Origin of the sequence: Methylobacterium sp. J-092, assembly GCF_022829325.1 — a bacterium.
In the GTDB taxonomy this organism is placed as follows: Bacteria; Pseudomonadota; Alphaproteobacteria; order Rhizobiales; family Beijerinckiaceae; genus Methylobacterium.
On sequence record NZ_JAKSXU010000070.1, the window covers coordinates 21,055 to 32,512 of the forward strand.

Annotated in this window: 10 protein-coding genes and 1 riboswitch; of the genes, 7 read left to right on the forward strand and 3 right to left on the reverse strand. The window is 71.3% G+C overall.

From position 1 onward, the window contains the following. Nucleotides 1–3: 3 nt before the first annotated feature. A complete protein-coding gene (locus MKK60_RS07460) occupies nt 4–609 on the reverse strand; it encodes a shikimate kinase (RefSeq protein WP_243984778.1) in 606 nt (201 codons plus the stop codon). 338 nt (nt 610–947) lie between these two features. On the opposite strand from MKK60_RS07460, the gene MKK60_RS28585 reads away from it, so the two are divergent. The 6 genes from MKK60_RS28585 to MKK60_RS07490 all read left to right on the forward strand — a co-directional run bounded on the left by MKK60_RS28585 (nt 948) and on the right by MKK60_RS07490 (nt 8,746). Beyond that, nucleotides 948–1,100 carry a histidine kinase gene (locus MKK60_RS28585; RefSeq protein WP_147730042.1) on the forward strand — a complete coding sequence of 51 codons (153 nt, stop codon included), beginning with the start codon at nt 948–950 and terminating at the stop codon, nt 1,098–1,100. Continuing rightward, nucleotides 1,097–2,083 carry a site-specific tyrosine recombinase XerD gene (locus tag MKK60_RS07470; RefSeq protein ID WP_313901115.1) on the forward strand — a complete coding sequence of 329 codons (987 nt, stop codon included), beginning with the start codon at nt 1,097–1,099 and terminating at the stop codon, nt 2,081–2,083. The genes MKK60_RS28585 and MKK60_RS07470 overlap by 4 nt, the downstream gene beginning before the upstream one ends. A 61-nt stretch (nt 2,084–2,144) precedes the next feature. Then, entirely contained in the window at nt 2,145–3,380 is a 1,236-nt protein-coding gene (locus MKK60_RS07475; RefSeq protein ID WP_243984781.1) for an App1 family protein, read from the forward strand. 84 nt (nt 3,381–3,464) lie between these two features. After that, a riboswitch (cobalamin riboswitch) is annotated at nt 3,465–3,673 on the forward strand. 335 nt (nt 3,674–4,008) lie between these two features. Further along, entirely contained in the window at nt 4,009–6,180 is a 2,172-nt protein-coding gene (locus MKK60_RS07480) for a TonB-dependent receptor (RefSeq protein WP_243984943.1), read from the forward strand. 1 nt (nt 6,181) lies between these two features. After that, nucleotides 6,182–7,672 carry a PepSY domain-containing protein gene (locus tag MKK60_RS07485; protein WP_243984783.1) on the forward strand — a complete coding sequence of 497 codons (1,491 nt, stop codon included), beginning with the start codon at nt 6,182–6,184 and terminating at the stop codon, nt 7,670–7,672. 144 nt (nt 7,673–7,816) lie between these two features. Continuing rightward, entirely contained in the window at nt 7,817–8,746 is a 930-nt protein-coding gene (locus MKK60_RS07490) for a 3-keto-5-aminohexanoate cleavage protein (protein WP_243984786.1), read from the forward strand. 6 nt (nt 8,747–8,752) lie between these two features. Here MKK60_RS07490 and MKK60_RS07495 read toward each other — a convergent pair whose 3' ends face one another. Then, a complete protein-coding gene (locus MKK60_RS07495; RefSeq protein ID WP_243984788.1) occupies nt 8,753–10,138 on the reverse strand; it encodes an FAD-binding oxidoreductase in 1,386 nt (461 codons plus the stop codon). 224 nt (nt 10,139–10,362) lie between these two features. On the opposite strand from MKK60_RS07495, the gene MKK60_RS07500 reads away from it, so the two are divergent. Next, nucleotides 10,363–10,620: a hypothetical protein gene (locus MKK60_RS07500; RefSeq protein ID WP_147729370.1), complete on the forward strand. Its 258-nt coding sequence runs from the start codon at nt 10,363–10,365 to the stop codon at nt 10,618–10,620. A gap of 103 nt (nt 10,621–10,723) precedes the next feature. On the opposite strand, the gene MKK60_RS07505 is transcribed toward MKK60_RS07500, so the two are convergent. Beyond that, the gene (locus MKK60_RS07505; protein ID WP_243984790.1) at nt 10,724–11,425 is read right to left on the reverse strand and encodes a hypothetical protein; all 702 of its coding nucleotides are present in this window, start codon (nt 11,423–11,425) and stop codon (nt 10,724–10,726) included. Nucleotides 11,426–11,458 lie beyond the last annotated feature (33 nt).

An 11,458-nucleotide genomic window follows, 5' to 3' on the forward strand; every position in this document is an offset into this window, starting at 1 on the left:
GCTTCACTGCGCGGCGACCGCGCGGCTCTCGTCCGGCGGGTTGAGGTAGGCGTCGAGGGCTTCGAGCACGTCCTGCACGACGCGGTCGTGGGCGACGTCGCGGGACAGCGTGGTCACGTCGGAGGCGGCATAGACCGGATGGCGCAGGTCCATCAGGTCGCGCATGGTCCGCTCGGGATCCTCGGTCTGGAGCAGCGGGCGGTTGCCGCGCTTGCGCACCCGCCGCATCAGCACGTCGAGCTCGGCCTTGAGCCAGACCGACACGCCCGATTCCGCGATCCGCGCGCGGGTCGACTCGCGCATGAACGCGCCGCCGCCGGTGGCCAGGACCAGCGGCCCCGCCCGCAGCAGGCGCGAGATCACGCGCTCCTCGCCGTCGCGAAAGCTCGGCTCGCCGTAGATCGCGAAGATGTCGGGGATGGTCAGGCCGGCGGCCGCCTCGATCTCGATGTCGGCGTCCTTGAAGATCAGGCCGAGCCGGCTCGCGAGGCGGCGGCCGACGGTGCTCTTGCCCGCTCCCATCAGGCCGACGAGCACGATCGAGCGCGAGCCGAGGGCCCGGCGCAGGCGCGCTTCGATCGGATCGCCCATCGGCTCGGGCGTGGTCATCGGGCGGGGCTCGGCATGGACGGCAAAGGGCGGGTCGGCGACGGGGCTGGGAGCGGGTGCGGCGGTGTCCCGGGTCTTATACCAAGTCTGCGGGGTTATCACCCATGCGGTCGGGCCCGCGGCCTCCACCCCCTGAAATCTCGGAAAGGGCCCGGAGACGGCGTGGAGCCGGCCCGATGGGCCGGCCCGTCGTCGCGGCGAGACGGGCGCAGGATGTGGCCTTCCAGGCCTTGCCAGCGCGGCGGCGGCATGGTGCAACCCGGGTCGCCGCGGCGCAAAACTTAAGTCCCCGCTGCGCCCTGCTCCATCGCGTCCGCGTGCCCCGAGGTTCGACCGCTGTGCCGACCCTATTCCGTTTCTTCGCCACCCTCGCGATCCTGGCCGGCCTCGTCTTCGCCGGCATGTTCGCGCTCGCGACCTTCGTGACGCCGACGCCGCGGGAAATGAGCGTGACCATCCCCGCCTCGAAGCTCCAGCCGGGCGGCCGGTGAGGGAGGAGCGTCCGCCCGAGGCCGAGCGGCGGACGCCGCCCGAGATCGCGGCCTACCTCGACATGCTGGCCGCCGAGCGCGGGGCGGCGAAGAACACCCTCGAAGCCTACCGGCGCGATCTCGACGACTACTTCGGTCACATCGCCGACGAGGGCCTCGACCTCGCCGAGATCGAGGCGGCGGACCTCCGCGCCTACGTCGCCTCCCTCGAGCCGCGTGGCCTGAAGCCGGCCTCCGCCGCCCGGCGGCTCTCCTGCATCCGCGGCTTCCACAAGTTCCTCTACGCGGAAGGGCTGGCCGAATCCGATCCGAGCGCGCCGCTCACCGGCCCGCGCCGCGGCCGCGCGCTGCCGAAGGTGCTGTCGGTCGCCGAAGTCGACCGGCTGCTCGCGACGGCGCGCGCACAGATCGATGCGGCGGTCGAGGCCGAGGCGCCGGGCCAGGCGCGGCGGGCGCAGCGGATGCTGTGCCTGCTCGAGCTGCTCTACGCCACGGGCCTGCGCGTCTCCGAGCTGATCGCGCTTCCGCGCTCGGCCGCCTCGACCCGCGAGCGCTACCTCGTGGTGCGGGGAAAGGGTGGGCGCGAACGGCTCGTGCCGCTCACCGAGCTGGCGCGCGACGCGATGCGCCGGCATCTCGCCGCCTCGCCGAGCGATGCGCCGTGGCTGTTTCCCGCCGACAGCGAGAGCGGCCATCTCACCCGGCAGGCCTTCGCCCGCGACCTGAAGGCGGCGGCGGAGGCCGCGGGCCTGCGCGCCGACAAGGTCAGCCCGCACGTGCTGCGCCACGCCTTCGCCAGTCACCTGCTGCACAACGGCGCCGACCTGCGGATCGTGCAGGAGCTGCTCGGCCACGCCGACATCTCGACGACGCAGATCTACACGCACGTCCTCGACGACCGCCTGAAGAGCATGGTCCGCGACCTGCATCCGCTGATGGACGAGCCCACCGGCCCCGACGGCGCACCGGAGGTGCAGCCGTGAGGGCTCCGATCCGACGCGTGCGGCGTTGACCGGCTCAGGCGACGGAAGCGGGCGATCGGCGATGGGAGTGCGTTTGCGGCGTTGGAGGAAGGGCGCGGTCCGGGCGCTGAAGCTCGTCGCCCGCCCGGTCCGCCGGGCGCAGGGGCGCGGCGGCATCGTCATCGAGCCCTATCGCGGCTACGGCTCCGCCGACGAGATCTTCCTGATCGGCCGCATCTTCCGCCAGTCCCACCCCGATACGGCACCGGGCGACGAGAGCCTGCGCGCGCAGCTGCGGGACATCGCCCGGCGGATCGCGCGGCGGGCGCTGAAGGATGCCGCCGTCACCGCCCGCTTCGGCGGCGCACAGACGCGGGTCGAGACCGACCGCGACGGCTACTTCCGCGTCCATCTCAGCCCGGAGGCGTTGCCCGCGGGCGACCATGGCTGGCACGACGTCGACCTCACGCTCGAGGCGGAGCCGCCGGTGCGGGCGCGGGGGCAGGTGTTCGTGCCGCCGGGCGCCACCGGCTGCGTCGTCGTCAGCGACATCGACGACACGGTGATGCGCACGGGCGTCGCCAACAAGGCCAAGATGCTGTGGCGGCTGTTCGTGGAGGATGCCGAGAACCGCGTCGCCTTCCCCGGCGTCGCCGCGCTCTACCGGGCCCTCTACGTCGGCCCGGACGGCATCGAGGCCAACCCGATGCTCTACGTCTCGCGCGCGCCGTGGGGCCTGTACGAGATGCTGTCGGAGTTCTTCACGATCCACGGCATCCCGGTGGGCCCGATCCTGTTCCTGCGCGAATGGGGCCTGTCGTGGAAGCACCCCCTCCCCCGCCGGGCGGAGGATCACAAGCGCGCCCTGATCGTCCACATGCTGTCGCTGTATCGCGACCTGCCCTTCGTGCTGATCGGCGACAGCGGGCAGCACGATCCGGAGGTCTACGGCCGGATCGTCGCCGACCATCCCGGCCGGGTGAAGGCGGTCTACATCCGCAACGTGTCGCGGGACGCCGACCGCATCCGCGAGATCGAGGCGCTGGCGCAGGTCGTCGCGGCCGCCGGGAGCCACCTCGTCATCGCCGCCGACAGCACCGCCATCGCCCGGCACGCGGCGAGCCTCGGCCTGATCGCACCGGGCGCGGTCGCCCTGGTGGCGGACGAGCACGCGGCCGGCGGCGAGCCGGCGGAGCTGACCGCGGAGACCGCCCTGCCGGGCGACCTCGGCTCCGTCCTCGGCGGCGCCGGAGGAACCTTGCCGCCGAGCGTCGTCGTCGAGGCGTCGGCGCAGGACGGATCGCATGTCTCGACCTAGCGCCACCGTGCGCGCCGTCGCTGTCGCCGCCGGGTCACACTTCACAGGAGCGTGATTCCGGCCGTTGACTCTTCGGGACCGCGGAAGCCACTTGGCGGGGACGGTTCCCCTCGGGGATCAAAAGGGAACGCGGTGAGGACGAGGCTCCGAGGAGCCTTTCCGATGCCGCGGCTGCCCCCGCAACTGTAAGCGGCGAGCCTCCATCAACACGTCACTGGGTCACGGCGCCTGGGAAGACGATGAGGGGCAGCGACCCGCGAGCCAGGAGACCTGCCGTCAGTCGTGGTCACACGCGAAACGCGTCGGGCGGGGTGCCTCGACGGGTGTCGAGACGCATGGGCCCGCGCGGCGCATGCGGGGCGGCCTCGTTCGCGGTGACGTGCCACCACACGCGTCCGCACGTCCCTTCCATGCCCTTGCCCACCGCGAGACCCGCGCCGAACGACGCACAGGAAGCCGCCCGGCATCCGTGCGCCGGCGGCCGAGCCGCGTTCGGCCGATCGCCTAATTGTAACATTGTTACATTCGATGTAGATCGAGGGTCGGGCAGGCCGTCGCGTCGCGCCGATAGAGCCGAATCCGATCCATGCTCGTTCTTCTGCAAACCGCTCGTTCCCTCGGGCGCGCGATGCGCTGCCCGCTCCTCGCCGGCACGGCGCTCGTCATCCTCGCTCCGCCGCGAGAGGCCGGCGCGCAGCCGGTCGCCGGCGAATCGGCGAGCGTCGTGCTCGACACCCTCACGGTCGCGGGCGACGGCGTCGGCTTGAGCCGCGCCGCGCCGGTCGGCCTCAACCTGCGCACGCCCGACCGCGGCGCGAGCCGCCTCGGCCTCACGCCGCTGGAGACCCCCGGCAGCGTCGACGTCATCTCCGGCGAGACCGCGCGGCTGCGCGGCCAGGACACGATCGCGGACGCCGTGACGCAGAACGCCACCGGCATCACCACCATCGCCTCGCCGGGCAACGGCAACGGCGCCTTCACCAGCCGCGGGTTCTCGGGGCCGAACTCGATCCAGCAGCTCTACGACGGCACGCGGCTGTTCGTCGGCGCCAACACGGTGACCTTCCCGTTCGACACCTGGAACGTCGAGCGCATCGAGGTGCTGCGCGGGCCGGCCTCCGTGCTCTACGGCGACGGGGCGATCGGCGGCGTCATCAACGTGGTGACGAAGAAGCCGACCTTCACGCCCATCAACGTGGTGCGGGCCGGCGTCGGATCGGACGGGATCGCGCGGCTCGCCCTCGATTCCGGCGGCCCGATCGGCGACGCGGTGGCCTATCGCCTCAACGTCAGCGGCAACCGCGCCGGCGGCTGGATCAGCCCGGACGGCGACTTCCGCAACCTCGCGGTCTCGGGCGCGATCCTGCTCCAGGCCACGCCCGACCTCGCCTTCACCCTGAGCCACGACCTCGGCTATCAGGAGCCGGCGCGCTACTGGGGCACGCCGCTGGTCGACGGGCGCATCCCGGATTTCATCCGGTTCAAGAACTACAACGTCCGCGACGCCAAGATCACCTGGGCGGACAACTGGACCCAGCTCAAGACGGAGTGGACGCCCACCGCCGACATCACGGTGCGCAACACCGCCTACCGGCTGCAGAGCAGGCGCCACTGGCTCGACGTCGAGACCTACAGCTTCAACCGATCGACGCGATTGGTCGACCGGAGCGACTACACCGAAATCTACCACCAGCAGGAACAGCTCGGGAACCGGTTCGACGCCGCGTTCAAGGGCACGCTGTTCGGCTTCCGCAACGAGTTCCTGGCCGGCTTCGACGTGAACCACATCGACTTCCGGCACATCAATAACTTCTCGACCGTCGGATCGGGCCTCGTCATCAGCGTCCCGCTGACGGATTACGACCCGGGCTCGTTCCCGCTGAACGGCCGCGCCAGCCCGGCCTACGCGACAAGCACCGACCAGGCCTCGGTCTTCGCCGAGGACCGGCTGATCCTCACCGACCAGCTCTCGTTCCTGTCCGGCGTCCGGTTCGATGCCTCGACCCTGCAGCGCGAGAACCTGATGAGCAACGCGCAGTTCGAGAAGTCCTTCCAGGGCCTCGGCTACCGCTTCGGGCTGGTGTTCAACCCGACGCCGGACACCGCGCTCTATGCGCAGGTCGCCACCGCCACGGACCCGGTGAACAGCCTGATCACGCTGTCGCAATCGCTGGCCGGCTTCAAGCTCTCCACCGGCGAGCAGGTCGAGCTCGGCGCCAAGGGCGTGTTCTGGGACGGCCGAGGCGAGTGGACGCTCGCCGGCTACCGCATCGTCAAGGACAACCTGATCTCGGCGGTGCCGGGCCAGCCGAGCGTCTCGACGCAGGTCGGCCGGCAATCCTCCTACGGGGTCGAGGCGGCGCTCTCGCTGCAGGTCACGCCGCTCTGGCGGGTCGACGCGAACCTCGCCCTGCTGCACGCGCAGTACGATTCCTTCGACCAGGCCGTGAACGGCGCGACGATTTCGTACGCCGGCAACCGGCCGATCGACGTGCCCGAGCGGGTCGCCAACCTCTGGCTCAATTACGCCTTCGCGCCGACCTGGGAAGCACGGGTCGGGTTCCAGTACGTCGGCGAGGTGTTCAGCGATTTCGGCAACACCGCGCGACGCCCGGCCTACGGGCTGGTCAACCTCGGCCTCGACCATCAGGTCACGCCGGCCTCGCGCCTGTCCTTCCGCGTCTTCAACCTGTTCGACAAGGTCTACGCGATCAGCGGAAACGCGGTGGACGGGGTCGGCACAAACTGGCTCCTCGGGCGACCGCGCTCGTTCGAGGTCGCCTTCACGACGGCGTTCTGAGATGGCCTCCGCGGCGCGCACGCTCGCCAAGCTCGCTAAGCTCGGCAAGACGGGGAAGCGGTGGCTGCATCTCGGCCATCGCTGGCTCGGCATCGTCACGGGGCTGTTCTTCGCGACGTGGTTCGTGAGCGGCGTGGTGATGATGTACGTCGCCTACCCGTCGCTGACCGAGCCCGAGCGCCGGGCCGGGCTGCCCGCGATCGCCTGGGACGCGGTGCGGGTCTCGCCGGACGCGGCATTGGCCGACGAGCCCGGCTTTCCCCGGGCGCTGAGCCTGTCGATGCGGGGGGCCGAGCCAGTCTACCGGGTCGCGCGTTGGGACGAGTCCCGCCGCGCCGTCTCCGCGGTCGACGGCCGGGTGATCGGCCCCGCGTCACCGGACGAGGCCCTCGCCATCGCCGGCCACGATCCGCGCAGCCTGCGCCCGGCCTACCGCGACACGCTCGCCTACGATCTGTGGACGGTGCACCAGCGCTACGATGCGGTGCGCCCGCTCCACCGCATCGCGCTCGGCGATGCGGACGGCACCGAGCTCTACGTCTCGCAGCCGACCGGTGCCGTGGTGCTCGACACCTCGGCGCACGAGCGGTTCTGGAACTGGTTCGGCGCCGTCCCGCACTGGCTCTACGTCGCGCCGCTGCGGGCGCAGGCGGCGCTGTGGCGCACGGTGATCGTGTGGGTCTCGGGGATCGCGATGGTCGGAGCCGTCACCGGGTTCGCTCTCGGGCTCCTGCGGATGCGGATCGCCCGACGCTATCGCTCCGGCGCGGTGACGCCCTATCGCGGCCTCGCGCGCTGGCATCATCTCGGCGGCCTGATCGGCGGGCTCGCGCTGTTGAGCTTCATCGTCAGCGGCTGGCTCTCGATGAACCCGAACCGCTGGTTCTCCTCCTCCAGCCCGTCGCAGGCGATGCTCGAACGCTACGCCGACGCACCCGGCGCCCGCACCGGGCTCGACCGCGCCGCGATCCGCCAGCGCGCCTGCACGGACGCGGCGGAGGTGCGGTTCACCTGGCTCGGCGGTGCGCCGCTCGCGGTGATCGCCTGCCGCGACGGGCGGGAGATCGCCTGCTGCGGAACGGCGCCGGTCGCGCCCGACCGGCTGGACGCCGCCGCGCGCCGCCTGGTCCCGGAGGCTCGATCGATGACGACCTCTCGGCTCGAGCGCGAGGACTTCTACTGGACCTCGCACCATCGCGCCCGGCGCCTGCCGGTGCTCCGGGTGGAATTCGACGACCCGGCGGCGACGTGGTTCCACATCGATCCCGAGACCGGCGAGATCCTGAACCGGCTCGACCGATCGGGCCGCGTCGAGCGCTGGGGCTTCGACCTGCTGCACACCCTCGATCTCGGCATCCTCCTGCGCCACCGGCCCGCCTGGGACGGGGTCATGCTGCTGCTGCTCGCGGCCGGATCGGTGATCGCGGGCTCGGGCGTGGCGATGGGCTGGCGCCGGCTGAGACGGCCGGCGGCCGGATCGCGCCCGGCTTGAGTGCGGGCCGATCCCCTCGCTCGGCTCGGCGAGGCTTGCTCAGCGAGGCTTGCTCAGCGAGGCTTGGCCCGCACGGGGCGGCAGCGCTACCATCGCAGCGAAGGGCCCGGAGCGGTTCGCGAACAGACAGGGACGGACGCTGCCATGGCGCGCGCGCGAAAAGTCATCATCACCTGCGCCGTCACCGGCGCGATCCATACGCCGAGCATGTCGCCCTACCTGCCGGTGACGCCGGAGGAGATCGCCGACGCCGCAATCGGCGCGGCGGAGGCGGGCGCGGCCATCGTCCACCTGCACGCCCGCAACCCGCAAACCGGCGAGCCCGACCAGACGCCGGAGGCCTTCGCCAAGTTCCTGCCCGTCATCAAGCAGCGCTCGAGCTGCGTGGTGAACATCACCACCGGCGGCGCGCCGACGATGACCATCGAGGAGCGCGTGCGCCCGGCCGCGACCTTCAAGCCGGAGGTCGCCTCGCTCAACCTCGGCTCGATGAACTTCGGCCTGTTCGGGATGCTCGACCGCTTCAAGGATCTCGAGCACGAATGGGAGCGGACGTATCTGGCCAACAAGGACATCATCTTCCGCAACTCGTTCGGGCAGATCGAGCACATCCTCACCACCTGCGCCGGCAACGACACACGATTCGAGTTCGAGTGCTACGACACCGCCCACCTCTACAATCTCAAATACTTCTTCGACCGCGGCCTGGTGAAGGCGCCGCTGTTCATCCAGACCGTGTTCGGGTTGCAGGGCGGCATCGGCTCGCACCCGGACGACGTGATGCACATGAAGCGTACCGCCGATCGGCTGTTCGGTGACCAGTACCGCTGGTCGGTGCTGGGCGCCGGGCGCAATCAGATGAACATCGCGGCGATGGCGGCGGCGATGGGCGGCAACGTCCGCGTCGGGCTCGAGGACAGCCTCTGGGCAGGCCCGGGCCGGCTCGCGCAGTCGAACGCCGAGCAGGTCGCCCAGGTCCGCCGGATCATCGAAGGGCTGGGGCTCGAGGTCGCGACGCCGGACGATGCCCGCGAGATGCTGTCGCTGAAGGGCGGCGACCGCGTCGGGTTCTGAGGCCCGTCACCCGGCGGGGTTCGCGAGAATCTTGCCGGGATTGAGGATGTTCCTCGGGTCGAGCGCGCGCTTGACCGCGCGCATCGTCGCGATCTCGGCGGTCGAGCGCGAGAGCCCGAGCTTGCCGCGCTTCTCCAGCCCGATGCCGTGCTCGGCCGAGACCGAGCCTTGAAGCGCGGCGAGCGGCTCGTAGATCGCCGCCTCGACCTCCGCTTCGAGGGCGGGGTCCGGCAGGCGCGCGGTGTTCCAGTGGATGTTGTTGTCGCCGACATGCCCGTAGGCGACGCTGGCCGCGTCCGGGTGGATCGCGGCGATCCGCGCGCGCGCCTCGGCGACGTAGCCGGCCATGGCCGAAAGCGGGACGCTGACGTCGAACGGGCGGGCGAGCCCGGCCTCGACCAGGATCTCGACGCGGTCGCGGATGCGCCACAGCGCGCGGCGCCGCTCCTCGGACGCCGAGACCACGGCATCGTGCACGACCGCCTCGGCCATCAGGGTCTCGAGCAGGCTCAAGAAGCGCGGTTCCTCCTCGGGCACGCACTCGACCTCGATCAGCGCGTAGTACGGGTGCTCCCGGGGGAGCGGCGGGGTGAAGCGGCCGGGCGCGGTCATCGTCCGGTAGAAGTCGGGCCACATGCCCTCGAAGGACGACACCCGGCCCTGGAACGCCCGCTGCGCGCGGGCGAGAATGGCGGCGGCGGCGTTCACGTCGGCGCAGGCGACGAGCGCGGTGGCGTAGCCGGCCGGCGCCGGGCGCAGGCGCAGCACCGCGCGGGTGACGACGCCGAGCGTCCCCTCCGTGCCGACGAAGAGCTGCTTCAAGTCGAGCCCGGTGTTGTTCTTGATCAGCGGCCGCATCGACGAGACGATCGTGCCGTCGGCGAGCACCGCTTCGAGGCCGAGCACCATCTCGCGCATCATCCCGTAGCGCAGCACCCGCAGGCCGCCGGCATTGGTGCTGATCGTGCCGCCGATCGTCGCCGAGCCGCGGGCTCCGAGATCGAGGGGAAAGAACAGGTCCGCCACTTCCGCCGCCGCCTGCACCGCCTCGAGCGTGGTGCCGGTGCGGACCACCATCGTCATCGCCAAGGGATCGAGCGCCTCGATCCCGGTCATGCGCTCGAGCGACAGGGCGATGTCCCCGGGCGCGCAGAGGATGCCGTCGACGAGGCCGGTGGCGCCGCCGCGCGGGACGACGGCGCGCCCCGCCGCGTGGCAGGCGGCGAGCACCGCCGAGACGTGCTCGGTGCTGCGGGGGCGGACGAGCGCGGCCGCGGCGCAAGGCTCGTCCGCACGGGTCCAGCTCGCGGGTCGGCTCGCGAGCTCGTCGCCGACGACGAGGCCGTCGGGTCCGAGGATGTCGGTGAGCCGGTCGAGAAGCGGGTCCGTCATGGGCGTGCGCGGCGTTCGGCGATCATGGGGTCGGGCGACGACGGTCTACACGATCGCGTGCGCGGCCGAAGCCGGCGGCGTGACATTCCGCACCTGCGTTCGGGGGATCGATGCGGCTCCCGCGGGCAACCGCCGCCCGCCGCATTGCATCATCCCACCCCTCGCCCTTCCACGGCCGGAAACAGCTCATACGGTCCGGCGCTTCGAAAACCGCGGAGCGCGCCATGGGAACCTACACGCTCGCCATCGCCGACGGCGTCCTGTTCGCCTGCCTGCCGGACGAGGCCGACATCGGCTCGGCCATCACCGAGGCGACGGCGACCAATTACGGTTTCGGCATCGCGCTCAGCATCGTGCGCGGCACCGAGCTGACCGATGCGGCGCGGCCCGAGGACGACGTGGTCTGGCGCGAGACCTCCGACAGCGAGCTGCTCGACGCGGAGGGGCGCCGCTATCGCTACGCCGTGCGCCGGGCGGCCTGACGCCCCGCGCCTGGCCGCAACCAGGATCCCCGGATCACAGGACGTTCGTGCGACGGGTGCCGTCGCATGGAGCGAGCCGGCGCCCGGCTCGCACGAACGTCGGCTAGCGGCAGGAGCGCGGCAGGCGCCGCTTCCAGCGCTGGCCCGGCGCGAGGGCGGGTTCGGTCGATCGCGACTTCGTCGGCCTGCGCATCACGACAGGCGCTGCGGCGACCGGAGCGACGGCGGTCACCGGCGGAGCCGGGATCGCCGGGGCAGCGACGGCCGGCTCCGAGGACGCGTCCGCGATGTCGGCGAACGACCAGATCGCATCGGGGCGCACCATTTCGGATCGTGCCTGATCCGAACGGCCGGCTTCGGAGCGCGGGCTTTCGGACCGCATCTGCGGAGGCTTCACCCGCTTCACGCGCGGAAGCCGAAGCTCGCGCTCGATCACGGGTTCGGCCACCTCGGGCTCGGGGTCGGCCACGATCAGGCTCTGCAGGATTCGCCGAGGCTTCTCCGCCGGCACCGGCGGCGCGGGGGCGGCGGCCTGGTCGGGCCAGACCGTATCGAACGGCGACGGCGTCTCGGGCGCCGGATCGAGCGCGGCCCAGTTCAGGGGCGCCGGGGTAGGATCATCCGGCCAGGACAGGGAGTGGCGGTTCTTCGACTTGACCTCGACGGTAAAGGACCGTCGCACACGGCTGCGCAACATGCGGCGTATGATTCTCTTGGATTTGGACAGGAACGCGCGGACGCGTACCGTATTCCATGACGCTTCTTCGGCATTTTGTCGAGACGACAGTGCAGAATCGGTTTCCAACACGGAAATTCCAGGCAGAAAGCCGGCGTTTCA

What these genes read in the sequence shown, in the direction of transcription:
- MKK60_RS07500 (WP_147729370.1), top strand. Translation starts at nt 10,363, where the DNA reads ATGGGAACCTACACGCTCGCCATCGCCGACGGCGTCCTGTTCGCCTGC.
- MKK60_RS07495 (WP_243984788.1), bottom strand. Translation starts at nt 10,138, where the DNA reads ATGACGGACCCGCTTCTCGACCGGCTCACCGACATCCTCGGACCCGAC.
- MKK60_RS07480 (WP_243984943.1), top strand. Translation starts at nt 4,009, where the DNA reads ATGCGCTGCCCGCTCCTCGCCGGCACGGCGCTCGTCATCCTCGCTCCG.
- MKK60_RS07460 (WP_243984778.1), bottom strand. Translation starts at nt 609, where the DNA reads ATGACCACGCCCGAGCCGATGGGCGATCCGATCGAAGCGCGCCTGCGC.
- MKK60_RS07475 (WP_243984781.1), top strand. Translation starts at nt 2,145, where the DNA reads ATGGGAGTGCGTTTGCGGCGTTGGAGGAAGGGCGCGGTCCGGGCGCTG.
- MKK60_RS07490 (WP_243984786.1), top strand. Translation starts at nt 7,817, where the DNA reads ATGGCGCGCGCGCGAAAAGTCATCATCACCTGCGCCGTCACCGGCGCG.
- MKK60_RS07485 (WP_243984783.1), top strand. Translation starts at nt 6,182, where the DNA reads ATGGCCTCCGCGGCGCGCACGCTCGCCAAGCTCGCTAAGCTCGGCAAG.